This window comes from Hylemonella sp. W303a (genome assembly GCF_046452315.1).
In the GTDB taxonomy this organism is placed as follows: Bacteria; Pseudomonadota; Gammaproteobacteria; order Burkholderiales; family Burkholderiaceae_C; genus Hylemonella.
Genome location: NZ_JBKFDG010000007.1, coordinates 103517 through 127038 on the forward strand (window position 1 = coordinate 103517; position 23522 = coordinate 127038).

A 23522-nucleotide genomic window follows, 5' to 3' on the forward strand; every position below is an offset into this window, starting at 1 on the left:
AGAGTAGTCATGACTGTTGCTTCCACAAGCTCCGCCGCCGCCGTGCGCGCCTTTTCGGTCAAGGACTTCTTCAAGAGCTTCATGCTCGTGGAGTTGCTCAAGGGCATGGCCCTGACCGGACGCTACACCTTCGCGCGCAAGGTCACGCTGCAATACCCCGAGGAAAAGACCCCGCTGTCCCCGCGTTTCCGGGGCCTGCACGCGCAGCGCCGTTACGAGAACGGGGAGGAACGCTGCATCGCCTGTAAGCTGTGCGAGGCAGTCTGTCCGGCGATGGCCATCACCATCGAGAGCGATGCGCGCGCCGACGGCACGCGTCGCACCACGCGTTACGACATCGACCTGACCAAGTGCATCTTCTGCGGCTTCTGTGAGGAGGCTTGCCCGGTGGACGCCATCGTCGAGACGCACATCCTTGAATACCACGGCGAGAAGCGTGGTGATCTGTACTTCACCAAGGACATGCTGCTGGCCGTGGGCGACCGTTACGAAAAGGAAATCGCCGCGGCCAAGGCGGCGGACGCCAAATACCGCTGAGGAAACTCGTGCGCATGGCGTTAGGCGTCACGCGGACACCCCCGACACGCCCAACCTTTCAGGCCTGAAACGCAACGGATCATTCCAACGACCATGGACGTCAAAACCGGTTTCTTCTTTCTGTTCTCGGCGGTGCTGCTGATCGCGGCGCTGCGCGTCGTCACGGCGCGCAACCCGGTGCACGCCGTACTGTTCTTGATGCTCGCCTTCTCGCAAGCGTCCGCGATCTGGCTGCTCCTGCAGGCGGAGTTTTTGGCCGTGGCCTTGGTGCTTGTGTATCTGGGCGCGGTGATGGTGTTGTTCCTGTTCGTGGTCATGATGCTGGACATCCGCATCGACCAGTTGCGACAGGGGTTTTGGAAGCATCTCCCGCTGGCCCTGCTGTTGGGTGGCATCGTGGTCGTTGAAATGGCGGCAGTGCTGCTGACTGGCTTTGACATGGTCGACCCGATGGTGGCAGCGCAACTGCCCTCGGGCGTGGTCGAGGAGTCGAACGCCAAGGCGCTGGGCATCCTGCTCTACACCCGCTATGTGTGGCCCATCCAAATCGCCGCCGCCATCCTGCTGGTGGCGATGATCGCCGCGATCGCGTTGACGTTGCGTTCCCGCAAGGACAGCAAGGCGATTGATCCGTCCATCCAGGTGCGCGTGCGTGCCGCAGACCGGTTGCAACTCGTCAAGGTGGAGGCCACGCGCCCCGCAGAGCCCGTGGCCGATGCGGCCACGACCGAGGAGAAAAAAGCATGACATTGACGCTGGGTCACTACCTGACGCTGGGTGCCGCTCTGTTCGCGATCGCGGTGGTCGGCATCTTCATGAACCGCAAGAACCTCATCGTGCTGCTCATGGCCATCGAGTTGATGTTGCTGGCCGTGAACACGAATTTCGTAGCCTTCTCGCATTTCCTGGGCGACATGCATGGCCAGGTCTTCGTGTTCTTCATCCTGACCGTCGCCGCGGCTGAGTCCGCCATCGGCTTGGCCATTTTGGTGCTGCTGTTCCGCAATAAGAGCAGCATCAACGTGGAAGAACTGAACGAGCTGAAGGGCTGACAGGCCAACGGGGCAAGAAAAAGGCAAGAACGACATGAGTGCAACCCTGAACGCATCCACCCTGCTGGCCGTGCCGCTCGCGCCACTGGTCGGCGCCGCGCTGGCCGGCATCTTTGGCACCAAGCTCGGCGGAAATCTGCTCGGCCGCCGCGCCTCCCATGGCGTCACCATCCTTGGCGTGCTGGTGGCATTCATCCTGTCAGTGCTCACGCTCAAGAGCGTGGCGCTGGATGGCGCCCGCTTCAACGCCACTCTTTACGAGTGGATGGTGGTGGGCGGCCTGAAGATGGAGGTGGGTTTCCTGGTGGACGGTCTCACCGCCATGATGATGTGCGTGGTGACGTTTGTATCGCTGATGGTCCACCTCTACACCATCGGCTACATGGAGGAAGACGAGGGCTACAACCGCTTCTTCTCCTACATCTCGCTGTTCACCTTCTCCATGCTCATGCTGGTCATGAGCAACAACCTGCTGCAGCTGTTCTTCGGCTGGGAAGCGGTGGGCTTGGTGTCCTACCTGCTGATCGGCTTCTGGTACAATAAGCCCACGGCCATCTTCGCCAATATGAAGGCCTTCCTGGTCAACCGCGTGGGTGACTTCGGCTTCATCCTCGGCATAGGCCTCATCGCTGCCTACGCTGGCACCCTGAACTACAGCGAAGTCTTCGCCAAGGCGAATCAGCTCGGCGCGATTGAGTTTCCCTGGTACATCCTGGGCCAGGATGCCATGCTGATCACCGTGATCTGCATCTGCCTCTTCATCGGCGCCATGGGCAAGAGCGCCCAGTTCCCTCTGCACGTCTGGCTGCCGGATTCGATGGAAGGCCCGACCCCGATTTCCGCGCTGATCCACGCCGCCACCATGGTGACGGCCGGCATCTTCATGGTCGCGCGCATGTCTCCTCTGTATGAGCTCTCCGACACGGCCCTGAGCTTCATCATGGTCATTGGTGCGATCACGGCGCTGTTCATGGGTTTCCTGGGCATCATCCAGAACGACATCAAGCGCGTCGTGGCCTATTCCACGCTGTCGCAGCTGGGTTACATGACGGTGGCGCTGGGTGCTTCGGCCTATTCCGTCGCCGTGTTCCACCTGATGACGCATGCCTTCTTCAAGGCGCTGCTGTTCCTGGGTGCGGGCTCGGTCATCATGGGCATGCACCACAACCAGGACATTCGCTGGATGGGGGGCGTGCGCAAGTACATGCCCATCACCTGGATCACCTCCCTGCTGGGCTCGCTGGCGCTGATTGGCACGCCACTGTTCTCGGGTTTCTATTCCAAGGACAGCATCATCGAGGCGGTGCATGAGAGCCATCTCTGGGGCAGCGGCTTCGCCAGCTTCGCAGTGCTGGCTGGTGTGTTCGTCACCGCTTTCTATTCGTTCCGCATGTATTTCCTGGTCTTCCATGGCAAGGAGCGCTACGACCAGAACCCCGATGCGCACCACGACGACCACCATCATGACGATCATGGGCATGGCCACGACGCCAAGCCGCACGAATCGCCTTGGGTCGTGACGGTGCCGCTGGTGCTGCTGGCGATCCCTTCCGTGCTCATCGGCTACTTCACCATCGAGCCGCTGATGTACGGTGATTTCTTCAAGGACGCCATCTTTGTTGACTCGGCCAAGCACCCGGTGATGCAAGAGTTGCGCGAGATCTTCCACGGGCCCTTGGCCATGGCGAGCCATGCCTTCAGCACCGCGCCGTTGTGGTTGGCGCTGGCCGGTGTGGTGACGGCCTGGGTGTTTTACATGCTGGCGCCGGCCATTCCGGCCGCGCTCGACCGCGTTTTCAAGCCGCTGCGTGTCGTGCTGGAGAACAAGTACTACATGGACTGGATCAACGAGAACATCCTCGCGCGCGCTGCGCGTGGCCTGGGCCTGGGCCTGTGGAAGGGCGGGGACCAGGGGGTGATCGAGACCGGCGTGGTCAACGCCAGCTGGAAGCTGGTGGGCAAGGTGGCTGGCGTCGTGCGCTGGCTGCAGTCCGGCTATCTGTACCACTACGTGCTGCTCATGATCGTCGGTATCGTCGTGTTGATGTCGTACTTCGTGACCTGGCCCTCGCTGCGCGTCATGTTCGGCCTCTGAGTCGTCGGCCTGGCTATTACTGGAGAACAACAGAATGGGTTTGCTGAGCCTGGCAATTTGGTTGCCAATTGCTTTCGGCGTGCTGCTGCTCACGCTCGGGCGCGAGAGTCAAGCGCGCGCGGTGCGCTGGGTTGCCTTGATCGGCGCGTTGGCGAGCTTCCTGGTCACGTTGCCGCTGTGGATCGGTTTCGACAACAGCACGGCGGCCATGCAGTTCGTCGAGCAGACGGTCTGGATGGCGCGCTTCAACGTCAACTACCAGGTGGGCGTGGACGGCATCTCGCTTTGGTTCGTGCTGCTGACCGCCTTCATGACGGTGATCGTGGTCATCGCTGGCTGGGAGGTCATCACCGAGCGCGTGAATCAGTACATGGGGGCCTTCCTGATCCTGAGCGGCCTGATGATCGGGGTGTTCTCAGCGCTGGACGGACTGCTGTTCTACGTTTTCTTCGAAGCCACGCTGATCCCGATGTACCTCATCATCGGCATCTGGGGCGGCCCGAACAAGATCTACGCGGCGTTCAAGTTCTTCCTCTACACCTTGCTGGGCTCCTTGCTGCTGCTGGTGGCGCTGATCTACCTCTACCTGGCCTCGGGGGGGAGCTTTGATATCGCGACCTGGCACCAACTGCCCTTGACCGGCACTGCCCAAACCTTGGTCTTCTTTGCCTTCTTCGCGGCCTTCGCCGTGAAAGTTCCGATGTGGCCGGTGCACACTTGGTTGCCTGACGTTCACGTCGAGGCGCCCACGGGCGGGTCCGCGGTGTTGGCGGCCATCATGCTCAAGCTGGGTGCCTATGGCTTCCTGCGTTTTTCGCTGCCCATCGCGCCGGACGCGGCGCATGAATGGTCCTGGCTCATGATCACGCTGTCGCTGATTGCCGTGATCTACGTGGGCCTGGTAGCCCTGGTGCAGCAGGACATGAAGAAGCTCGTCGCTTACTCGTCCGTGGCGCACATGGGGTTTGTGACCCTGGGTTTCTTCCTTTTCAATGACCTCGGCATCAGCGGGGGCCTGGTCCAGATGATTGCCCACGGCTTCGTCTCTGGCGCCATGTTCCTGTGCATCGGCGTGCTTTACGACCGCATGCACTCGCGTCAGATCGCGGACTACGGCGGCGTTATCAATACCATGCCCAAGTTCACGGCCTTCGCCTTGCTGTTTGCGATGGCGAATTGTGGTCTCCCAGCCACGGCAGGGTTCGTCGGTGAATGGATGGTCATCCTGGGCGCGGTCAAGGCCAACTTCTGGGTGGGCCTGCTGGCAGCCACCGCCTTGATCTTCGGCGCCGCTTACACGCTGTGGATGTTCAAGCGCGTTTACCTGGGCCCGGTGGCCAACGACCATGTTCAGGAACTGACGGATATCAATGGCCGCGAGTTCTTCATGCTGACTGTGCTGGCTTTGGCCGTGCTCTGGATGGGCGTCGATCCCAAGCCGTTCACTGACGTGATGGATGCTTCGGTGGCCGAACTGCTCAAGCATGTGGCCGTTTCCAAGCTGCCCTTGCCGGGTGGCGTTTTGGGCAATTGAGCACGTGCCCTCGACGCATTGAACTACCGCATCAAAACGATTAGCGAGTACCCAAATGATTGATGCCTTTAGCTGGATCGCGGTTTTTCCCGAGCTGGTCCTGCTCGTCATGGCCTGCGCCATCACCTTGCTGGACCTGCTGGTCAAGAGCCGTCTGCGCACGGGCAGTTTCGCGCTGACCCTGATCACCTTGGGGGCCGTGGCCATCCTGCAGGCTTTCTATGCCAACACGGGCGCCACGGTGTACGGTTTGTCCAACACGGTGGTCAGCGATCCCATGGGCAACTGGCTCAAGTGCTTCTCCGCCTTGGCCGTGATGCTCACGCTGATCTATGGCCGGGCTTACGCGGGGGATCGCGACATGCTGCGGGGCGGCGAGCTGTTCAGCCTGTCGCTGTTCGCGCTGCTGGGCATGTTCATCATGATCGGTGGCAACAACTTCCTGATGATCTATCTGGGCCTGGAGTTGCTCACGCTGTCCAGCTACGCCCTGGTGGCCCTGCGCCGTGATCATGGTCAATCCACCGAAGCGGCGATGAAGTACTTCGTCCTTGGCTCGTTGGCTTCCGGCCTCTTGCTCTACGGCCTCTCCATGATGTATGGCGCCACCGGCACGCTCAATATCAACGAGGTGTTTCGCGTCACCAACTCGGACTTGGTGAATCCTCAGGTCCTGACCTTCGGCATCGTCTTCGTGGTAGCCGGCTTGGCCTTCAAACTGGGCGTGGCCCCCTTCCACATGTGGATTCCGGACGTGTACCAGGGCGCGCCCACCGCCATCACGCTCATGATCGGCGGCGCGCCCAAGCTGGCGGCCTTCGCCATCGTCATCCGTCTGCTCGTCGAAGGCATGCTGCCCCTGTGGTTCGATTGGCAGCAGATGCTGATGATCCTCGCCGTGGCTTCGCTGCTGGTGGGCAACTTCGCCGCCATCGCGCAGACCAACCTCAAGCGCATGCTGGCGTTCTCCACCATCGCGCAGATGGGCTTCGTGTTGCTGGGCCTGATGTCGGGCGTGGTGAACGGCCATGCCGGTTTCGCCGCCAATGCCTACAGCTCGGCCATGTTTTACATCCTGAGCTACGTGCTGACGACACTGGCCTCCTTCGGCATCATCCTTCTGCTGGCGCGCGAAGGTTTCGAGAGCGAGGAGATCAGCGACCTCGCCGGTCTGAACCAGCGCAGTCCCCTGTACGCAGCCGTGATGGCGATCTGCCTGTTTTCCCTGGCTGGCATTCCGCCCATGGTTGGCTTCTACGCCAAGTTGTCCGTCCTCCAGGCCCTGATCGCTTCAGGTAGCGTGCTCAACCTGGGCATCGCCATTTTCGCGGTCATCATGTCCCTGGTCGGCGCGTTCTACTACTTGCGCGTGGTCAAGGTGATGTACTTCGACGCCCCCGTTGCCCACGGCCCTGCCAGCGAGGGCGTGCGAGCACCCTTCGGCACCCGCGCGGTGCTGACGGTCAACGGTCTGCTGGTGCTGGTGCTCGGCATCTTGCCGGGTGGCCTGATGATTCTCTGCGCCCGCGCCGTGGTGCAGATGCTCAGCGCCTGACGGCGAGTTTTCGGGAGATGTGATGAGCTCCTCCAGTGGTGCCATCTGGTTCCTGATCTTGCTCGCGGTGCTGGCAGCCAATCTGCCTTTTTTCACCGAGCGCTTGCTGGCCGTGCTGCCATTGCCTGCTGCCCTGGCTCCGAAGAATCTGGCCTGGCGCTTGCTGGAGCTGGCATTGCTTTACTGTGTCGTTGGCGGTGTGGGCCTCTTTCTGGAAGCGCGCGCGGGCCGCGTCGTCGTGCAAGGCTGGGAGTTCTATGCTGTCACGGCAGCGCTCTTCCTGACCCTGGCATTTCCAGGTTTTGTGTGGCGGTATCTGAGGCGGCAGCCCTGAGTTGCCCGTCTCGGCATGCAGTCGCCGCAGGTCGAATCAAGAGATCCACATCGTTTTTCACCGCGTGCAAACGCGAACATCTCATGCCCCAGGCTGACGAACACCTGATCGAGCGGCCTTTGGCCAGCGAGACCCTGTTTCGGGGCAATTTTCTTGATGCCCGTCGCGATACCGTGGCCCTGCCAGATGGGGGAACCGCGACCCGTGAATACGTGGTTCACCCTGGCGCCGTGGTCATCGTGCCCCTGTTGGACGACGGCCGCGTCGTCATTGAGCGGCAGTACCGTTATCCCGTCGCCCGTGTGATGATCGAATTCCCGGCCGGCAAGCTCGATGCTGGCGAGGACCCGCTGCTCTGCGCTCGGCGTGAGTTGCTGGAGGAAACCGGTTACACCGCACGGGAGTGGGCCAAGGCGGGTCAGATGCATCTGGCGATTGCCTATTCCACCGAAGTGCTGCACATCTACTTCGCGCGCGGCTTGCGCCAGGGCGAACGCAAGCTCGACGAGGGTGAGTTTCTCGACGTGTCCACCGCCACGCCTGTCGAACTGCTGGATTGGAGCCGCCGCGGTGAACTCACCGACGCCAAGACTCTGAGCTGTCTGCTCTGGCTGCACAACGTTCTGTCGGGTACCTGGAGTCTTGATTGGCAAGCCGATCCTGGCAACACCCCCACGTCGGCAGGATGAACTGGAAGGCCGGAGAATCCCGCCCATGAAAGTCTTCAACCTGCGCTGTGGCGCGAACCATGCCTTCGAGGGCTGGTTCGCCTCGGAGGAAGACTACGTCGGCCAGACCGAGCGCGGCTTGCTCGAATGCCCTTTATGCGGTGACCGGGCCGTGCACAAATTGCCGAGTGCCCCACGCCTCAACCTGGGCGCCAAGCCGGCAGTCCCAGCCGTTGATAACCCAGAACGCGCAAACACCGACGGCCAGCACCCCGCGAATGCAGGTCACGTGCCCAGCCCGGACCCACTGCAAGCCTTGCAGGCCGCCTATTTGCAATTTGCCCGACACGTGGCCCAGCATACGGAGGACGTGGGTGAACGCTTCGCCGAGGAAGCACGCAAGATCCACTACGGGGAAAGCGAAGAGCGGGGCATACGCGGCAAGACTTCACCCAAGGAGGCCGAGGCCTTGCTGGAAGAAGGCATCAGCGTGATGCCCTTATTGCTGCCCGAGGGCATCGAAGGTCCGCTGCAGTGAGCAGCGCAGCCTTCGCTCATCCAGTCAGAGCAGCAGCGCTGGGTTGTTCAGCCACACCGACCAGGTGAGGGCCGAGGCAAAAGTCACCCAGGCGAGATAGGGCAGCAAGAGCAGAGCCGCCAGACGGTGGACTCGCCAGAACAGCCCCATCGTCATCGCGATCAGTCCGAACAGCAGCAACGCGTCCGCGAAGGCCCAGGCACCCAGGTGCCAGACGAAGAACAGCCAGGACCAGAGCGCGTTGACGGTCAGTTGCGCGACGAACACGCCCAATGCGAGGCCCAGCCGTGGCGCGCCTCGCTCACGCCAGACCAGCCAGGCCGCCACCCCCATCATCAGGTAAAGCACCGTCCAGACCGGCCCGAAGGCCGACGCGGGTGGTGCCCATGCCGGGCGCAGCAGCTGGCGGTAGAAACTGCCGGCCTCGACCGATGCGACGGCGCCCACGGCTGCCGCCGTGAAAGCCAGAGCCAGCCAAGCCAGCAAGCCAAGGATTTGTGCGGATAGTGGGCGTCGAGACATCGGGCTTTAAAGGGATCGCAGAAAGGAAGGGGGGCTTTGGGGGCTCAGGACTTGAACTGCAAAGCCGCGAGCCGTGCATACAGTCCGCCCGCCGCCGTCAGCTCGGCGTGCGTGCCCTGTTCCACGATGCGGCCCTGGTCGATCACCACGATGCGATCGGCCTTCTGCACGGTCGCCAAGCGATGCGCGATGACCAGGGTCGTGCGGTCGCGCATGGCGGATTCCAGCGCGGCCTGAACCATGCGTTCACTCTCGGCGTCCAGGGCGCTGGTGGCTTCGTCCAGCAGCAACAAGGGAGCGTTCTTGAGCATGGCCCGCGCGATGGCAATGCGCTGGCGCTGACCGCCCGAGAGGCGCACACCGCGCTCACCGAGAAAGGTGTCGTAACCCTCGGGCAGCGCGCGGATGAAATCGTCCGCGTGCGCAGCCCGCGCGGCGGCATGCACCTCCTCATCGCTTGCGTCGGGACGGCCATACCGGATGTTTTCCAGGGCGGTGGTTGAGAAGATCACTGGCTCCTGCGGCACCAAGGCCATGCGCGAGCGCAGTTCCTGCAGGTCTGCGCTAGCAAGGGGAGAGCTGTCCAGCACGACACGACCGGCTTGCGGATCGTAGAAGCGCAGCAGCAGTTGCAGCACCGTGCTCTTACCCGCGCCACTGGGGCCGACCAGAGCCACGGTTTCGCCGGGGCGAACATCGAGCGTGAAGTCACGCAAAGCCGCCTGCGTGGGGCGCGAGGGGTAGTGGAAGGTCACGGCCTCGAAACGGACATGGCTGGGGCCGTCGGCAGCAGACAAGCGTTGCGCCCGCGCCGGCGAGCGGATGGGGGAGCGCAGATGCAACAACTCCATCAGCCGCTCGGTGGCACCCGCCGCGCGCAGCAGGTCACCATAGACCTCACCCAGCACGGCAAAAGAACTGGCCAGCATGATGACGTAGACCACGGTCTGGCCCAGGTGCCCGGCGCTGATCTGCCCGGAGAGCACGGCCTGCGTACCTTGGTAGAGGCCCCAAAGCAGTGCGCCGGAAGTGGCGACGATGATGAAGCCCATCAGCGTGGCGCGCGCGCGCACCCGTCGGCGGGCGGTCATGAAGGCGTCTTCGGTGGCATTGGCGAAACGCTGGGTTTCGCGTGCTTCGGCCGTGTAGCCTTGAACCACCGGAATCGCGTTCAGCACCTCGCCCGCGATGGCGCTGGAATCGGCCACGCGGTCCTGGCTGGCGCGCGACAGACGCCGCACGCGGCGGCCGAACCAGACGCTGGGCAGGACCACCAACACGAGCACGCCCAACACCTGGATCATGATCCAAGGGTTGGTCCAGATCAGCATGGCCAGCGCGCCCAGGCCGGTGACGGCGCTGCGCAGGCCCATGGAGAACGACGAACCCACCACGGTTTGCACCAGGGTCGTGTCGGCGGTCAGGCGCGACAGCACCTCCCCGGTCTGAGTGGTTTCGAAGAATTCTGGGCTCTGACGCAATACGTGGGCATAGATGGCGTTGCGCAGGTCGGCGGTGACGCGCTCACCCAGCCAGCTCATGAGATAGAAGCGCACCGCGGAGAACAGGCCCAGCGCCGCCGCCACGCCAAAGAGCAGGGCGAAATGCTCGCGCAGGGCCAGCAACTGTTCGCCTCGGCCCTGCGCCGATGTGGGGGCGCTCAGACCTTGGTCGATCAGGGTCCGCAGGGCGAGTGGAAACGCCAGCGTGGCGGCTGCGGCCAGGGCGAGAAAAACCAAGGCCAGCACGATGTGTCCGCGGTAGGGCCGCAGGAATGGACCGAGTCCACTCAAGGACTGAGGTCGTGCGCGCGATGGCTCAGGAGCAGAAGGGGTAGCGGGGTGCGGACGCGTCGGAGTGTCAGACATGGCGGCAGAGCATAGCCGCCTGGCGCGAAATGTGTTGCGGTTTGAGCTTGTCCCGTGGCCGCGCACGGTGATGCGGGCGTGACAGGAGCCTCGTCGTCACTGTGTCGCTGGTGGCACCTTCACGGGGTGCCCACCCATGCTCGCCCCACCGCAGCCGGGATCGGCGTGCTCAGCGCTGGGCCAGCACCTTGCGCAGGGTGTCGGCCAGTTCGTCGATGTTGAATTTGGTGATGTAGGCGTCCGCCCCGGCACTCTTGGCCTGCATCTCGCTGGCACTGCCGGTGAGGGAGGAGTGGATCACGACCGGGATGTCACTGAACTGCGGGTTGGATTTCACCAGCCGTGTCAGATTGAAGCCGTCCAACTCGGGCATTTCCAAGTCGGTCAGCAGCAGAGCGACCTTGTCCTTGGCCCGTTTGCCCTCCCGGCTGGCCTGGGCTGCCAAGGCTTGCAGCTGCTCCCACGCCTCCTTGCCGTTGTGGGTCATCACGCAGGGAACGCCCAGCGCTTCCATGCCCTTTTGGATGAGTTCGCAGGCCATGGCGGAGTCGTCCGCTGCCAGCATCACTGCGCCAGGAGGCAAGGAAATACGGCTTCCCGTTGGTTGATCAAACTTGGCGCTTTCAGGCTGCACATCGTGCAGGATGCGCTCCACGTCAATCACCTGGGCCAGTCGTGAGTCCTCCGCGTCGCCGTCAACCCGAGCGATGCTGGTGACGAACTGGCCGCCGCGCCCCGCAGCGGTCAGCACATGCTTCCAATCCACCTGCACGATTTCGGTGACTTCTTCCACCGCGAAGCCTTGGGTGGTGCGAGCGAACTCGGCCACCAGCAGAATGCGGTCTTCCTTTCGCGGCTTGCAACCGGTGAGAGCGGGCAAGTCGATCACCGAAATGATCTGCCCGCGAATGTTTGCCACGCCCAGCACATGGGGCGGCGCGTTCACCATCTTGGTCAGGGCGGGCATGGTCATGATCTCGCGGACCTTGAAGATGTTGATGCCAAACAGCTCCCGCCGCTCGCTGTCCGCGGCTTCACCCAAGCGAAACAGCAGCAGTTCAAAACGGTTGTTGCTCGACTGGCCCTGGTGTTGAGTTGCATTCACGGAACGAGCAGGTGCTGCGGGGGAGCTCATGGGAGTGTCCTTTGCGGTTTGTTCTCGGCGCGGCGTGCGCGCCCGTATGGTTTGTCAGCCTAATACACGGGGACGAGTTTAAGCAAGTTCGATGCGGAGAAATTGACACATCCGCGCAAGAAAGCGCAGGAGCGCATGGCCGGATGTGCCTAAACCAGCCAGCGGCTGCGTGCAAGCCAGAGACAGAACGGCCAAACACCCGATCGGGGCATCGGTGCAGCGGGCTGCGCGCGTGACGTGCTTGAGGCACCATCGGGGCTGAGGGGTTCTTGCCCCGTGCTTCAACCTGCTTTTAAGCTCCTTCACACCATGACCTCAGCTCTTTTCTCTCCCCTCCAAGTGGGCGCGCTGACCGTGCCCAACCGTGTCTTCATGGCGCCCCTCACCCGTGCCCGGGCGGGCGAATCCCATCTGCCCAATGCCCTGATGGCCGAGCACTACGCGCAGCGTGCCAGCGGCGGCCTGCTGATCGCCGAGGCCACCATGGCCATGGAAGGCAACTCGGCTTTCTGGAAGGAGCCGGGCGTGCACTCCCAGGCCCAGGTCGATGGTTGGCGCCTGGTGACCGACGCGGTCCACAAGGCGGGCGGTCGCATCTTCTTGCAGATCTGGCACGGCGGCCGGGCCTGCCACCCGGATCTGAACGGCGGTGCCCAGCCCGTGGCGCCCAGCGCCATCCCGATCACCAGTGACATGGTGCACACCCCCAAGGGAAAGGTGGCCTACGCCACCCCGCGTGCATTGCGCGACGATGAACTGCCCGGCATTGTGGAGGGTTTCCGCAAGGCCGCGCTGAACGCCAAGGCGGCGGGTTTCGATGGCGTCGAAGTTCATGGTGCGAACGGCTATCTGTTGGACGAGTTCCTGCGCGATGGTTCCAACCAGCGCAGTGGTCCCTACGGCGGCTCGCGCGAGAACCGCGCCCGCCTGCTGTTCGAGGTGATCGAGGCCACCATCGGTGTCTGGGGCGCTGATCGTGTCGGCTTGCGTCTCTCGCCGCTCAACAGTTTCAACAGCATGAAGGACAGTGACCCCGTGGGCCTGACCACCTGGCTGGCTGGGGAGCTGAACCGCTTCGGTCTCGCCTACCTGCACCTGATGCGCGGTGACTTCAAGGGCCTGCAAAAGGGCGACCTGATGACGCCAGCCCGCGCCGCCTACCAGGGCGTGCTGATTGGCAACATGGGGTACAGCGGCGCGGAGGCCGCCCAGGCCATCGCTGAGGGCAAGCTGGACGCGGTGGCTTTCGGCACCGCTTACCTGGCCAACCCCGACCTGCCCGAGCGCCTGCGAGCCGGTGCACCGCTCAACGCACCCCATCCCGCCACCTTCTACACAGAAGGCCCGGCCGGCTACACCGACTACCCGCGCTGGGATGGCGTGAGTCGAGCTGCCTGAACCCGCTCACATGGCCGTGTAGGCCTTCTTGGCCTGCACGGCCTTCACGATGTAGCCGCGCGTTTCTTCATAAGGCAGTTTCAAACGCAGTGCGTTGTAGACCGCGTCGGTGCGCATGGCATTGATGCGGTCGATGGCCTCGTCCTGCCGTGCCTTGCCGGTCTTCTCGCTGAATGCGCGGTACACATTGCCAGTCCCGGTGTTGTACGCGGCAATCGCGCAGTACTCACGCGCGAGCGGGTCCCGGATGTCGTTCAAGGGACTGTCATGGAGCAGCAGTCCGAGGTAGGTCGTGCCCAGTTCGATGTTGTTCTCGGGCACGAAGAGAAACTCCTTGCTGGGCGCCACGTCCTCCCCGCGTGCCTTGCGGTAGGCGTCTCGCCCGCCGCTGGAGGGCACGAGCTGCATCATCCCGTAGGCGGGCGCGCTGGAGACGGCGTAGGGGTTGAACGCGCTTTCGATGCGGATGATGGCGTAAATCAGGCTGCGGCTGACGTCGTTCTTCTCCGAGTGCTTGCGCACGATGCTGGCGTAACGCAGCGCGCGTTTGTCGATGCTGGCGTTGACCATCTTCATCTGCACGTAGTGCACGGTCTTGGGCTTGCCATTGACATCAATCTGGCGCTGTTGGACGCTGCGAGTGCTGAGCCAGTCGGCATAGGCTTCGGCTTCGGCGCGCGTGTCGATGACCGCGTTGTTCTGGTTGACCACCAGCCCTTGCAGATACGGCGTGCCGCTCAAAACCACCTCCTTGTCCGAGAACAGGTCCACCGCGCCCGGGTCACTGGGCGTGAGCAGGGCCACGACACTGGCGCGACGGAGTTTGTCGCGCACCTGAGGATCGTCCAGATGCTCGATCAGGAGGGTGCCCGCGTCGTAGTCGACGACCACGCGGCTTTTGTAGTCGTCCGTGTACTTGACGTAGCGCGTGCGGCTGGGCAGCGTGCTCGATTCGCGCTCACCCCATTGCTTGCCACTGTTCTTGCGCAACGCGTCCATGAGCTTGTTGTACTCGGCTTGCGCGCGCTTGATGTCCGCCATCAGCAGCTCGGGATTCGTCTTGTAGGACTCGACCCGGTTTTCCGCGGCAGCCTGAAGCGCCGCCTTGGGGTCCTTGGCCATGGCGATGTTGATGGCCTGCTGGGTGCTGCAGGCCGTGAGGGCCCAAGTCGCGCCCGCGCAGCCGGCCGCGCCCAATAGCTGGCGACGATGCCTGTTCATGCCATGCTTCCTTTCATCGGGGTCCGGGCTGGGCCGTGCGTTGCGGCGAACTGTCGCGCCAACTCCAGCACACGGCTTTCTGCATCTGGCGCGTCGCAAGCGACGGCATGGCGCACCAGACCCGCTTGCGCCAAACCGCGCAGCCAGGTGATCTGGCGCTTGGCCAGTTGGCGTGTGGCGGCGATGCCGCGTTCACGCAATTCATCCCAGGGCGACGTCGCTGAGGGCTTGCCTGGCTTGACCTTGGCCCGCACGGCGGCGCCTGTTGTATCTCGCGTCGTCCCTGCTTCATCGAGTTGCTGCGCGTCCAAGAATTCCCAAACCTGACGGTAACCCACGCAGCGCATGGAGGGCAGGTCGGGATGCAGGTCCCCGCGCGCGCGCAAAGCCTGCACTTCGTCGAGCAAACCGTTTCGCAGCATGGTGTCAAAACGCCGGGCGATGCGTTCGTGCAGCCAGGCGCGGTCCTGCGGCTCCAGGGCAATCAGCGTGATGGCCGCCGCGGCGCTGGAAGTGTCAGACGAAGCGGCTGCATCTGCCCGGGTATGGAAGCTCGACAGTGGTCGCCCAGTGAGTCGATGCACCTCCAGCGCGCGCTGGATGCGCTGAGTGTCACCGGGGGGCAGGCGCGCCGCGGTGACCGGGTCCACGCGGCTCAGTTCGGCGTGCAAGGCAGCCCAACCCCGCGTTTGGGCTTCGGCATCCAGGGCTGCGCGCACCGTGGCATTGGCCGGAGGCAGATCGTCCAGGCCTTGCAACAGGGCCTTGAAATACAGCATGGTGCCACCTACCAGCAAGGGCAAATGGCCGCGCGCGTGGATCTCATGAATCAGCCGTGTAGCGTCGCGAACGAAATCCGCGGCACTGTAGGCCTCCGAGGGATCGAGGATGTTGATCAGGTGGTGCGGCGCCATCGCCAGCTCCGCTGCGTTGGGCTTGGCGGTGCCGATGTCCATGCCGCGGTACACCAGCGCCGAATCCACGCTGACGATCTCCACGGGGCAGGTGCTTGCCAAGGCCTGCGCGATGGCCAGCGCGGCGGCGGTCTTGCCGCTGGCCGTTGGGCCCGCGATGGCCAGCGTCGCGGGCAAGGATGCACCCCATACAGGGTTCTGGGGCTGGGGTGCGACCGTGACGGGGCTGGGGGCGGACATCGCCGCAAGGCTAGCAGATCAGAGAGGGCCGCTTGGCGTCCGAAGCGGTGCTGGGATTCAGCGGCTGGCCTGACGCGGCGAACGGAGCGTGCCCGAGGTGCCTACGGCGGCGCCCAGACCGAACAGCTCCGCCAGCGCCTCGCGGTAATACGGCCTGCCGATCGTGTTGGTGTTGTGGTGGGTGCCACCGTCGACCAGCACGAAACGCTTCGGGCCGGTCGCTGCGTCGAACAACTGCCGGCCGAGCGCGGGCGCGATCGTGCTGTCCTCGCTGCCGTGCACCACCAGCAGCGGCGAGCCGATCTGTCCGACCCGCTTGATGGATTCCATCTTTTGTGTGATCAGCGCGCGGTCCAGTGGCCAGAACAGCAGCCAGCCCCATTTGTAGCTGCTCACCACGTCGGGGATGGAGGTAAAGGTCCCCTCGACCAAGGTGCCGCGCTCGTCGGACACTTCGGCCGCCAGGTGGATGGCGATGGCGCCGCCCAGCGAGTGGCCGAAGATGTAGCGCGGCCGGTCCGGGTACTGGCGGGCCAGCCAGTCCCAGGCGGCACGCGCGTCCTCGTAGGCGCTCGCCTCGGACGGCAGGGCGGCCGTGCTTTTGCCGAAACCCCGGTAGTCAATGGCCAGCACCGAGAAACCCAGTTCCTGCATGTGGCGCGCTCGCAAGGCCGAGCCCACCACGTTGTAGCGCGCGCCGTGCAAGTAAAGCAATACGGGGGCTTCGTCGAGCTTGAGATGGCGGCGCGAGAGATCCGGGTGGGCCAGCCAGAGTCCGTGCAGCTTGGCGGGTTGAGGCGTCCCGGCGGCATCGTCGTGCTCCTGCGCCATGAAGTCGATCCAGACCTCGCTCATGCCTTGCGCCGCGCTCTCGCCGCCCCACCAACTGCGGTCCGAAGGCTGGAAGATCCAGCCGCGTTGCTTTTCGTCGAGCGTGCCGCAGCCCGCGAGCAGGCCGAGCAGGGTCAGAAGCAGGAACGGGGGCAGCAGCGGGATCAGCCAGAGACGCCGGATTTTCATGGAGTCCGATGATGCCTTGCCGGATGAGGAACCTGCTGCCGTGGGGGCATCCCCTCAGCGTCCACGCAGGAAGAGCGCATCCAGGTCCTTGAGCGTGACCTGACGCCAAGTCGGACGGCCATGGTTGCACTGGTCGGAACGTTCGGTGCGTTCCATGTCGCGCAGCAGCGCGTTCATCTCCGCCAGGGTGAGTTGGCGGTGAGCGCGCACCGCGCCATGGCAGGCCATGGTGCCCAGGATTTCGTTGCGCGCGCGTTCAATCACTCGCGCGCCTTCACCCTGCGGGAGTTCGGCCAACTCGGCCAGCACGCCGCGGGTCAATTCGACCGGGTCGCCCTGGGCCAGGGTGCTGGGTACGGCCCGCACGGCCAAGGTCTTGGGCGACAGGGCGCTGACTTCCATGCCCAGGCTGTTCAGCGTGTCCGCGTGGGCCTCCGCGGTGGCCACTTCCTGAGGCGTGGCGGCGAAAGGCGCTGGGATCAGCAGGGGTTGGCTGGTGAGGGTGTGCAGGTCGAGTTGCTGCTTCAGCCGTTCGTAGACGATGCGCTCGTGCGCGGCGTGCATGTCGACGATGACCAAGCCTTGCGCGTTCTCGGCCAGGATGTAGACGCCCTGCAGCTGCGCCAGGGCCTTGCCCAGGGGCCAATCTGATTCGCCGGTTCTTTCCTGAGAGGACCTGTCTGGCAACTCGACCCAGCCCGGGGTGTCCGCAAGCCCCCCTGATTCTTGCGCGTCGCTCACCGGTGAGGCGCGAACCGTCGACGGTTGCCAGAGCGCGGCCAAGTCCTGGATGGGGTGGCCACGGGAGGCGTCCACGGGGGCCCCGGTCCAACGGCTACCGTAACTTGGGGGCGGCGTTTCGCGCGCCTCGGTGCCCGGTGCGTCGAAGCGCATCGCGGGTTGCGTCCAGGCTGGCGCCGGCGGGGGCAGCGTCGTGCTCAGTTGCGCGTAGGCGGGAGCGATGTCACCGTTCACGGCGGCCTGCGCGCGCGGCGCGGCGAGTGCGTCCTCCAGCGCATGGCGCACCGCCTGGTGCACCTCGCGGCTGTCGCGAAAGCGCACCTCGATCTTGGTGGGGTGCACATTCACGTCCACCCGGGTCGGGTCAATCTCGATGTGCAGCGCGTAGACCGGTTGTCGCTGGCCGTGCAGCACGTCTTCGTAGGCACTGCGGGCGGCGTGGGTCAAGACCTTGTCGCGCACATAACGGCCATTGACGTAGCTGAACTGCTGGTCTGCGCGGCTGCGCGCGGCGTCGGGTACGCCAGCCCGCCCGCGCACGCGGATGACTCGCCCGCCAGCGTCGCGACCTTGGTAGTCCACGGCGATGGAGGCGGTGATGAAGTCCTCGCCCAGCACATCGGCCAGTCGTTGGTCGAAGGCCCGGTCCTGTTGCAGCGGGGCAGTGTCGCCCGATGACGCTGCCTCGGTCACGCGGCAGGCGCGCCATTGCTCGACCAGCTTGCCTTCGTGCCAGATCGCGAAGCCAACCTCGGGCCGCGCCAGCGCGTGGCGCCGCACGGCATCGATGCAGTGCGCCAGTTCCGTGGCGTCGGTCTTGAGGAATTTGCGGCGGGCCGGTGTGCTGAAGAAAAGCTCTTTCACCTCGACCGTGGTGCCTTGGCCGCGCGCCGCCGGCTGGATCTCGCCGGTGCGGCCGTCGAGTAGGAAGGCCGTGGCTTGGTCCGCCGAGCGCGAGAGGAGGCTCAACTCGGCGACCGAATTGATGGCCGCCAAGGCTTCACCCCGGAAACCCATGGTGGCGACCGATTCCAGCTCTTGCAGGCTCGCGATCTTGCTGGTGGCGTGGCGCTTCAGCGCGATCGCCAGTTCGCCGGGCGGGATGCCGCCGCCGTCGTCTTCCACCGCGATCAGGCGCACTCCGCCGGCCAGCAGGCGCACGGTGATTTGGGTCGCGCCCGCGTCCAGCGCGTTGTCCACCAACTCGCGCACCACGGAGGCGGGACGTTCCACGACCTCGCCTGCGGCGATCTGACTGATGAGTTCATCAGGCAGTTCGCGGATGGGGCGTCGGGGCGGGGCGTTGAGGGGGGCGTTCACCGGAGGAATTGTAGGGCGGGGAGCGCGAGCGGACAGTGAAGGTGGAATGGCCAGTGGGCTCAATGCTTGCGCTGCTCGCGTTCAAAGGCAGCGGCCACGAAATCGATCAGGGCCTGGATGCGCACGGAAGATTTGTGCCGCTGCGCGTAGACCGCGTAAATGTCGGCGTCGGGGGTGGTCCAAGGCCGCAGCAGTTGAACCAGGCGTCCGCTGCGCAGGTAGCGCGCCACGTCCCATTCGGCGCGCAACAGGATGCCCCTGCCATCCAGCGCCCAGTTCACGGCGATCTCGCCATCGTTGGTGGTCAGGTTGCCCCTGATCTTCACCTGCTTGCCAGGGCCGGAACTGGTCTTGTTCGCTTTCGGGTTGCTGAAGCGCCAGACGCCATAGGCCTCGTCGCCTTGGCGGATGCCGATGCAGTTGTGCCGGACCAAATCTTCCGGCGCGCGGGGCTCACCATGTTTGCGCAGATAGGCCGGGGAGGCGACGACGATGCGCCGGTTGGGCGCGATGAGGCGGGCGATGACGCGGGAGTCTGGCGGATGTCCGAAACGGAAGCAGACGTCGCAAGCGTCTTCCGCGATGGAAGGGGGGGTCACGGAGAGTTGCAGTTGGATGTCCACCTTGGGATTGCGCTCCACGAATGCCGAAATCAGTGGGGCGATACGGATGCGGCCGAAGCCCAGTGTCGCGTTCACGCGCAGCAGACCCTGGGAATCGCTCTTCGCCCCCCTGAGCTGATGTTCCAGATCATCGATGTCGCCCAGGATGCGGCGCGCATGCTCCAGATACACCTCACCCTCCGGGGTGAGGCTCATGCGGCGTGTGGTTCGGTTGATCAGGGTCAAGCCCAGGCGTGCCTCCATCTGGGCCAGATGCTTGCTCACGGCGGGCGTGGTGATGCCCAGTTCGCGGGCCGCACCGCTGAGGCTGCCCGCCAGGACGAGCGTGGAAAAGAAGCCCAGATCAGCGGGATGAACACTGTGTGGCATGGATCGATTGTTGAATTTTAGTTATCAAATATTTTACTTTCGCGGTCAATTTTGATTTCCAACGGTTCTAGAGTTCGTTCAATCCCAAGTCCTGTGAACGGCTGGGTACATAAAAACCCGAGGAGATTCGAATGTTGAAGTGCTTTTTCCGATGCGTGCTCGCCGCTCATCTAGCGGCTCTGTCTTTCCTGGTCTCCGCCCAAGATTGGCCAGCCAAAACCGTGACCATCGTCGTCCCCTTTCCTCCAGGCGGAACCACGGATGTGCTGGCCCGCGCCGTGGCCAACAAGCTTTCTCCCGTTCTGGGGCAACCGGTGATCGTGGACAACAAGCCGGGCGCCGGCGCCACGCTCGGCGCGGCCCTGGTGGCGAAGTCTCCAGCCGACGGATACACCCTGTTGATGGGGGCTGTCCATCACACCATCGCGCACAGCGTGTTCAAGAAGCTCACGTACGACTTTCAGAAGGACTTCGCTCCCATCACGACCGTCGCGTTGGTGCCCAATGTCTTGGTGGTGAACGCGCAGAACCCCGCTAGCAACGTGCGGGACTTGGTGACCGCTGCCAAGAGCGCCACGCACAAGTTGTCCTACGGCTCCAATGGCAATGGCACCGCCCAACACATGATCGGCACCCAATTTCAGCAGGTCACTGGCGCGCAAATCCTGCATGTTCCCTACAAGGGCAGCGCTCCTCTGACGACCGATCTGATCGGTGGTCAGGTCGACATGTCCTTCGACACGGTGACGCCGGTCCTGCCCTTCATCAAGGAAGGCCGCCTCCGTCCACTGGCCGTCACCACTGCCAAGCGTTCCTCGGCCCTGCCTGACGTGCCCACCTTGCAGGAGGCAGGCGTGCCCGGCATCGCCATCGGCACCTGGTTTGGCCTGCTGGATCCTGCCGGGACGCCCGCGCGTGTTGTCGCCAAACTCAATGCCGAGTTGGTCAAGATCATTCAGTCGGCTGATTTCAAGAAACAGATGCTCGACATCGGCGCCGAGCCCGTGGGTGACAAGCCCGAGGAGATGGCGCGTCAGATCAAGGAAGAAACCGCCAAGTTCGCCAACCTCGTCAAGACCGCGAACATCACGCTGGATTGAAGAGTTACTTTTCCACTGCAGGAGCTTTTCGTGAACAAAGAAGCAGCGGTCGCTGACCTGACCCATCTCATGGCCAGATTCACGGCCTACATCGGCAAGCGCCTGCCGGTGGACGTGACACACAAGCTGGGGGAGCTGCGCGAGCAGGAGGTGAACTTCCTGGCGAAGGAAGTCTATGAGTCCATGCGCGCCAACCAGGAAGCCGCGGACAAGCTGGACCGTCCGAGTTGCCAGGACACGGGCGTGATTCAGTACTTCCTCACGGCTGGCGCGCGCTTTCCGCTGTTGGGCGAACTGGAGGACATCCTGCGCAACGCCACCTTGGGCGCCACGCGCGATGGTCCGCTGCGCCACAACGCCGTCGAGACCTTCGAGGAAAAGAACACCGGCACCAACACGGGTTCCAAGATTCCCTGGTTGGATTGGGAGATCGTGCCCGATGACGACAGCGTGACCATCGATGTCTACATGGCGGGTGGCGGTTGCACGCTGCCCGGCGCGGCCAAGGTGTTGATGCCGGGGCAGGGCTACGAAGGCGTGGCGGAGTTCGTGTTCGACGTCATCACCTCGCGCGGCGTCAACGCCTGTCCGCCACTGCTGGTGGGGGTGGGTGTGTCGACCTCCGCGGAGACCGCCGCGCGTCTTTCCAAGAAAGCCATTCTGCGTCCCGTCACGTCGCGCAACGCCAACGACAACGCGGCGTTGATGGAGGAACTGCTGGCCGAGGGCCTGAACGAACTGGGGCTCGGCCCGCAGGGTCTGACGGGCAACGCCAGCGTGATGGGCGTGAACATTGAGTCGTCCGCGCGCCATCCCTCAACGATCGGCGTGGCCGTGTCCACGGGTTGCTGGGCCCACCGCCGAGGCAAGATCAAGATCAAGTCCGACCTGTCTTACGAAGTCATCTCGCACCAAGGATTCAAGCCGTGAAGAAAATCCTGACCACGCCCATCAAAGACGAGGACCTGGAGTCGCTGAACATCGGAGACGTCGTCTACCTCACGGGCACCCTGGTGACCTGCCGCGACGTGGCCCACCGCCGATTGATCGAATTGGGCCGAGAACTGCCCGTGGACCTGCGGGGCGGTGCGATCTTTCATGCCGGTCCCATCGTGCGTGACAAGGGCAATGGCGAGTATGAAATGGTGTCCATCGGCCCGACGACCAGCATGCGCATGGAGAAGTTCGAGAAGGAGTTCATCCGACAGACCGGCGTGAAGCTCATCGTGGGCAAGGGCGGCATGGGGCCGGAGACGCAGGAGGGCTGCGCCGAGAACAAGGCCGTGCATGCGATTTTTCCAGGAGGCTGCGCGGTGCTCGCGGCGACCAAGGTGGAGAAGATCGAGGCTGCCGAATGGAAGGATTTGGGCATGCCCGAGACGCTTTGGGTGAATCGCGTGCGCGAGTTCGGCCCCTTGATCATTTCTATCGACACTCAGGGACGCAATCTGATCGAGGAGAACAAGAAGGTGTTCAACGAGAAGAAGAAGCCGATCCTCGAGCGCATCAATGCGCAGGTGCGCTTCATCAAGTGACTTCCAGGCGGGGGAGAAATCCCCACGCCCCATCTGGATGCCGTTTCATCGCCAGGGATAATCCGTGGCATGGAACTCATCACTTTTTTGATCGACTTCATCCTGCATGTTGATCAACATCTTCAAGCCTTTGTTCAAGCCTACGGTGTCTGGGTCTATGCCCTGCTATTCCTGATCGTATTCGTCGAGACGGGCGTGGTTGTCATGCCCTTCTTGCCGGGGGACTCCCTGCTGTTCGTGGTGGGCGCGCTGGCGGGCGCGGGCCTGATGAGCTACCCAGTCGCCGTCGCCGTGTTGCTGGCCGCGGCGATCTTGGGTGACCAGTGCAATTACACGATCGGGCGCTGGGTGGGGCCGCGGGTCTTCCAGTGGGAAAACTCACGCTTCTTCAACCGGCAAGCGTTTGAACGCGCGCATGCTTTCTACGAAAAGTACGGCGGTATCACCATCGTGCTGGCACGTTTCATGCCCTTTCTGCGCACCTTCGTGCCCTTCGTCGCGGGCGTGGCGGAAATGAGCCGCGTCAAGTTCACCCTCTACAACATCGTGGGCGCGGTGATCTGGGTGGTGGGGATTTGCACGGCAGGGTATTTCCTGGGCAGTTTGCCTTGGGTGAAGCAGAACCTGGAATTCATCATCTGGGGCATGATCTTGTTGCCTGGGGTGCTCGTGCTGGCTGGCGCCTGGCGGGCGCGCCAGCGGGCCGTGGCTCCGTGACGCTTGCGGCCCGTGCTCGGTCAGGCCATTCCATGATTTGATACGAACGTTACCGGCAGTGGATGAATGTCCAGCTTGCGAATCAAGCGGCGCTGCGTGAATATCTGTCCATGCCGAGCAAGAAGTCGCTCCCCCTCGAAGACAACCCTGTCCCCGTCACGTCCTGCATGAAGGCCGTGCCGGAGGCCGATGAACAATTCGTGGGGCAGGTCATCAAGCGGCCCGGTGGCTACTACTGGAGCTTGGCCGACGCCGATGGCAAGGAGGGGCGGGAGTACGGGCCCTACGACACTTTCGCGGAAGCGCAGGCCGACATGGAAGCCGCGGCCGATCTCGATGCGCCCGAACCGGGCGAAAGCCTGGAAGAGGCCGAAAGCGAGCTGGGCATCGCCGATTGGATCGACCCGGAAACCGGCGAGCCTGCGGAAGGGCAGTCCCGCCCTCACCTGGACGATTGAAGCCCCGAGCCGTGGCAGTCTCGACGCG

General features: G+C 63.7%; 23 protein-coding genes. 15 read left to right on the forward strand and 8 right to left on the reverse strand.

Annotated features, from left to right (window positions below):
• The first annotated feature begins 9 nt into the window (after window positions 1-9).
• From nuoI to ACLBKS_RS13980, 9 genes are all read left to right on the forward strand, one after another.
• Complete coding sequence (gene nuoI, locus ACLBKS_RS13940; protein ID WP_410193409.1) at window positions 10-537, forward strand: NADH-quinone oxidoreductase subunit NuoI; 528 nt, start codon at window positions 10-12, stop codon at window positions 535-537.
• A 93-nt stretch (window positions 538-630) separates the two neighbouring features.
• The gene (locus ACLBKS_RS13945) at window positions 631-1284 is read left to right on the forward strand and encodes an NADH-quinone oxidoreductase subunit J (protein WP_410193410.1); all 654 of its coding nucleotides are present in this window, start codon (window positions 631-633) and stop codon (window positions 1282-1284) included.
• Window positions 1281-1589 carry an NADH-quinone oxidoreductase subunit NuoK gene (gene nuoK / locus ACLBKS_RS13950; RefSeq protein ID WP_410193411.1) on the forward strand — a complete coding sequence of 103 codons (309 nt, stop codon included), beginning with the start codon at window positions 1281-1283 and terminating at the stop codon, window positions 1587-1589. Before ACLBKS_RS13945 ends, nuoK begins: the two co-directional genes overlap by 4 nt.
• A 34-nt stretch (window positions 1590-1623) precedes the next feature.
• Entirely contained in the window at window positions 1624-3684 is a 2061-nt protein-coding gene (nuoL, locus tag ACLBKS_RS13955; protein WP_410193412.1) for an NADH-quinone oxidoreductase subunit L, read from the forward strand.
• Window positions 3685-3718: 34 nt separating this feature from the next.
• The gene (locus tag ACLBKS_RS13960) at window positions 3719-5218 is read left to right on the forward strand and encodes an NADH-quinone oxidoreductase subunit M (protein ID WP_410193413.1); all 1500 of its coding nucleotides are present in this window, start codon (window positions 3719-3721) and stop codon (window positions 5216-5218) included.
• Between the two features lie 55 nt (window positions 5219-5273).
• On the forward strand, window positions 5274-6773 hold the full coding sequence (nuoN, locus tag ACLBKS_RS13965; protein ID WP_410193414.1) for an NADH-quinone oxidoreductase subunit NuoN: 1500 nt from the start codon (window positions 5274-5276) through the stop codon (window positions 6771-6773).
• Window positions 6774-6795: 22 nt separating this feature from the next.
• Entirely contained in the window at window positions 6796-7107 is a 312-nt protein-coding gene (locus ACLBKS_RS13970; protein WP_410193415.1) for a DUF2818 family protein, read from the forward strand.
• 83 nt (window positions 7108-7190) lie between these two features.
• Window positions 7191-7796: an NUDIX domain-containing protein gene (locus ACLBKS_RS13975; protein ID WP_410193416.1), complete on the forward strand. Its 606-nt coding sequence runs from the start codon at window positions 7191-7193 to the stop codon at window positions 7794-7796.
• A gap of 25 nt (window positions 7797-7821) precedes the next feature.
• Window positions 7822-8313: a DUF1178 family protein gene (locus ACLBKS_RS13980; RefSeq protein ID WP_410193417.1), complete on the forward strand. Its 492-nt coding sequence runs from the start codon at window positions 7822-7824 to the stop codon at window positions 8311-8313.
• 24 nt (window positions 8314-8337) lie between these two features.
• Here the strand turns inward: ACLBKS_RS13980 and ACLBKS_RS13985 are convergent, their stop codons facing one another.
• The 3 genes from ACLBKS_RS13985 to ACLBKS_RS13995 all read right to left on the reverse strand — a co-directional run bounded on the left by ACLBKS_RS13985 (window position 8338) and on the right by ACLBKS_RS13995 (window position 11838).
• Complete coding sequence (locus tag ACLBKS_RS13985; RefSeq protein ID WP_410193418.1) at window positions 8338-8835, reverse strand: TspO/MBR family protein; 498 nt, start codon at window positions 8833-8835, stop codon at window positions 8338-8340.
• A gap of 44 nt (window positions 8836-8879) precedes the next feature.
• Window positions 8880-10703, reverse strand: a complete 1824-nt coding sequence (locus tag ACLBKS_RS13990; RefSeq protein ID WP_410193419.1) for an ABC transporter transmembrane domain-containing protein — start codon at window positions 10701-10703, stop codon at window positions 8880-8882.
• A gap of 169 nt (window positions 10704-10872) precedes the next feature.
• Window positions 10873-11838, reverse strand: a complete 966-nt coding sequence (locus tag ACLBKS_RS13995; RefSeq protein ID WP_410193420.1) for a chemotaxis protein — start codon at window positions 11836-11838, stop codon at window positions 10873-10875.
• A gap of 309 nt (window positions 11839-12147) precedes the next feature.
• Here ACLBKS_RS13995 and ACLBKS_RS14000 point away from each other — a divergent pair, with 309 nt between their 5' ends.
• Entirely contained in the window at window positions 12148-13236 is a 1089-nt protein-coding gene (locus ACLBKS_RS14000) for an alkene reductase (RefSeq protein WP_410193421.1), read from the forward strand.
• Between the two features lie 6 nt (window positions 13237-13242).
• Here the strand turns inward: ACLBKS_RS14000 and ACLBKS_RS14005 are convergent, their stop codons facing one another.
• The 5 genes from ACLBKS_RS14005 to ACLBKS_RS14025 are packed head-to-tail and all read right to left on the reverse strand — an operon-like array spanning window position 13243 to window position 19684.
• Window positions 13243-14457 (reverse strand): murein transglycosylase domain-containing protein, encoded by a 1215-nt coding sequence (locus ACLBKS_RS14005; protein ID WP_410193422.1) that lies wholly within the window; start codon window positions 14455-14457, stop codon window positions 13243-13245.
• Window positions 14454-15611 carry a tRNA (adenosine(37)-N6)-dimethylallyltransferase MiaA gene (miaA, locus tag ACLBKS_RS14010; protein WP_410193423.1) on the reverse strand — a complete coding sequence of 386 codons (1158 nt, stop codon included), beginning with the start codon at window positions 15609-15611 and terminating at the stop codon, window positions 14454-14456. The genes ACLBKS_RS14005 and miaA overlap by 4 nt, the downstream gene beginning before the upstream one ends.
• A gap of 57 nt (window positions 15612-15668) precedes the next feature.
• Window positions 15669-16631: an alpha/beta hydrolase gene (locus ACLBKS_RS14015; protein WP_410193424.1), complete on the reverse strand. Its 963-nt coding sequence runs from the start codon at window positions 16629-16631 to the stop codon at window positions 15669-15671.
• 54 nt (window positions 16632-16685) lie between these two features.
• Window positions 16686-18692 (reverse strand): DNA mismatch repair endonuclease MutL, encoded by a 2007-nt coding sequence (gene mutL, locus ACLBKS_RS14020; protein ID WP_410193425.1) that lies wholly within the window; start codon window positions 18690-18692, stop codon window positions 16686-16688.
• Window positions 18693-18751: 59 nt separating this feature from the next.
• The gene (locus ACLBKS_RS14025; RefSeq protein ID WP_410193426.1) at window positions 18752-19684 is read right to left on the reverse strand and encodes a LysR family transcriptional regulator; all 933 of its coding nucleotides are present in this window, start codon (window positions 19682-19684) and stop codon (window positions 18752-18754) included.
• A 131-nt stretch (window positions 19685-19815) separates the two neighbouring features.
• Here ACLBKS_RS14025 and ACLBKS_RS14030 point away from each other — a divergent pair, with 131 nt between their 5' ends.
• The 5 genes from ACLBKS_RS14030 to ACLBKS_RS14050 all read left to right on the forward strand — a co-directional run bounded on the left by ACLBKS_RS14030 (window position 19816) and on the right by ACLBKS_RS14050 (window position 23494).
• Window positions 19816-20784, forward strand: coding sequence for a Bug family tripartite tricarboxylate transporter substrate binding protein (locus ACLBKS_RS14030; protein ID WP_410193427.1), 969 nt, complete (start codon window positions 19816-19818; stop codon window positions 20782-20784).
• A gap of 30 nt (window positions 20785-20814) precedes the next feature.
• Complete coding sequence (gene ttdA / locus ACLBKS_RS14035; RefSeq protein ID WP_410193428.1) at window positions 20815-21714, forward strand: L(+)-tartrate dehydratase subunit alpha; 900 nt, start codon at window positions 20815-20817, stop codon at window positions 21712-21714.
• Window positions 21711-22319: a L(+)-tartrate dehydratase subunit beta gene (ttdB, locus tag ACLBKS_RS14040; RefSeq protein WP_410193429.1), complete on the forward strand. Its 609-nt coding sequence runs from the start codon at window positions 21711-21713 to the stop codon at window positions 22317-22319. Before ttdA ends, ttdB begins: the two co-directional genes overlap by 4 nt.
• Before the next feature lie 69 nt (window positions 22320-22388).
• Window positions 22389-23036 (forward strand): DedA family protein, encoded by a 648-nt coding sequence (locus ACLBKS_RS14045; RefSeq protein ID WP_410193430.1) that lies wholly within the window; start codon window positions 22389-22391, stop codon window positions 23034-23036.
• A gap of 110 nt (window positions 23037-23146) precedes the next feature.
• Window positions 23147-23494: a hypothetical protein gene (locus ACLBKS_RS14050; protein ID WP_410193431.1), complete on the forward strand. Its 348-nt coding sequence runs from the start codon at window positions 23147-23149 to the stop codon at window positions 23492-23494.
• The last annotated feature ends 28 nt before the right edge of the window (window positions 23495-23522 follow it).

Bases quoted from the DNA above. Each gene is read 5' to 3' on its own strand.
- nuoI (WP_410193409.1), top strand. From the start codon at position 10: ATGACTGTTGCTTCCACAAGCTCCGCCGCCGCCGTGCGCGCCTTTTCG.
- ACLBKS_RS13945 (WP_410193410.1), top strand. From the start codon at position 631: ATGGACGTCAAAACCGGTTTCTTCTTTCTGTTCTCGGCGGTGCTGCTG.
- nuoK (WP_410193411.1), top strand. From the start codon at position 1,281: ATGACATTGACGCTGGGTCACTACCTGACGCTGGGTGCCGCTCTGTTC.
- nuoL (WP_410193412.1), top strand. From the start codon at position 1,624: ATGAGTGCAACCCTGAACGCATCCACCCTGCTGGCCGTGCCGCTCGCG.
- ACLBKS_RS13960 (WP_410193413.1), top strand. From the start codon at position 3,719: ATGGGTTTGCTGAGCCTGGCAATTTGGTTGCCAATTGCTTTCGGCGTG.
- nuoN (WP_410193414.1), top strand. From the start codon at position 5,274: ATGATTGATGCCTTTAGCTGGATCGCGGTTTTTCCCGAGCTGGTCCTG.
- ACLBKS_RS13970 (WP_410193415.1), top strand. From the start codon at position 6,796: ATGAGCTCCTCCAGTGGTGCCATCTGGTTCCTGATCTTGCTCGCGGTG.
- ACLBKS_RS13975 (WP_410193416.1), top strand. From the start codon at position 7,191: ATGCCCCAGGCTGACGAACACCTGATCGAGCGGCCTTTGGCCAGCGAG.
- ACLBKS_RS13980 (WP_410193417.1), top strand. From the start codon at position 7,822: ATGAAAGTCTTCAACCTGCGCTGTGGCGCGAACCATGCCTTCGAGGGC.
- ACLBKS_RS13985 (WP_410193418.1), bottom strand. From the start codon at position 8,835: ATGTCTCGACGCCCACTATCCGCACAAATCCTTGGCTTGCTGGCTTGG.
- ACLBKS_RS13990 (WP_410193419.1), bottom strand. From the start codon at position 10,703: ATGTCTGACACTCCGACGCGTCCGCACCCCGCTACCCCTTCTGCTCCT.
- ACLBKS_RS13995 (WP_410193420.1), bottom strand. From the start codon at position 11,838: ATGAGCTCCCCCGCAGCACCTGCTCGTTCCGTGAATGCAACTCAACAC.
- ACLBKS_RS14000 (WP_410193421.1), top strand. From the start codon at position 12,148: ATGACCTCAGCTCTTTTCTCTCCCCTCCAAGTGGGCGCGCTGACCGTG.
- ACLBKS_RS14005 (WP_410193422.1), bottom strand. From the start codon at position 14,457: ATGAACAGGCATCGTCGCCAGCTATTGGGCGCGGCCGGCTGCGCGGGC.
- miaA (WP_410193423.1), bottom strand. From the start codon at position 15,611: ATGTCCGCCCCCAGCCCCGTCACGGTCGCACCCCAGCCCCAGAACCCT.
- ACLBKS_RS14015 (WP_410193424.1), bottom strand. From the start codon at position 16,631: ATGAAAATCCGGCGTCTCTGGCTGATCCCGCTGCTGCCCCCGTTCCTG.
- ACLBKS_RS14025 (WP_410193426.1), bottom strand. From the start codon at position 19,684: ATGCCACACAGTGTTCATCCCGCTGATCTGGGCTTCTTTTCCACGCTC.
- ACLBKS_RS14030 (WP_410193427.1), top strand. From the start codon at position 19,816: ATGTTGAAGTGCTTTTTCCGATGCGTGCTCGCCGCTCATCTAGCGGCT.
- ACLBKS_RS14045 (WP_410193430.1), top strand. From the start codon at position 22,389: ATGGAACTCATCACTTTTTTGATCGACTTCATCCTGCATGTTGATCAA.
- ACLBKS_RS14050 (WP_410193431.1), top strand. From the start codon at position 23,147: ATGCCGAGCAAGAAGTCGCTCCCCCTCGAAGACAACCCTGTCCCCGTC.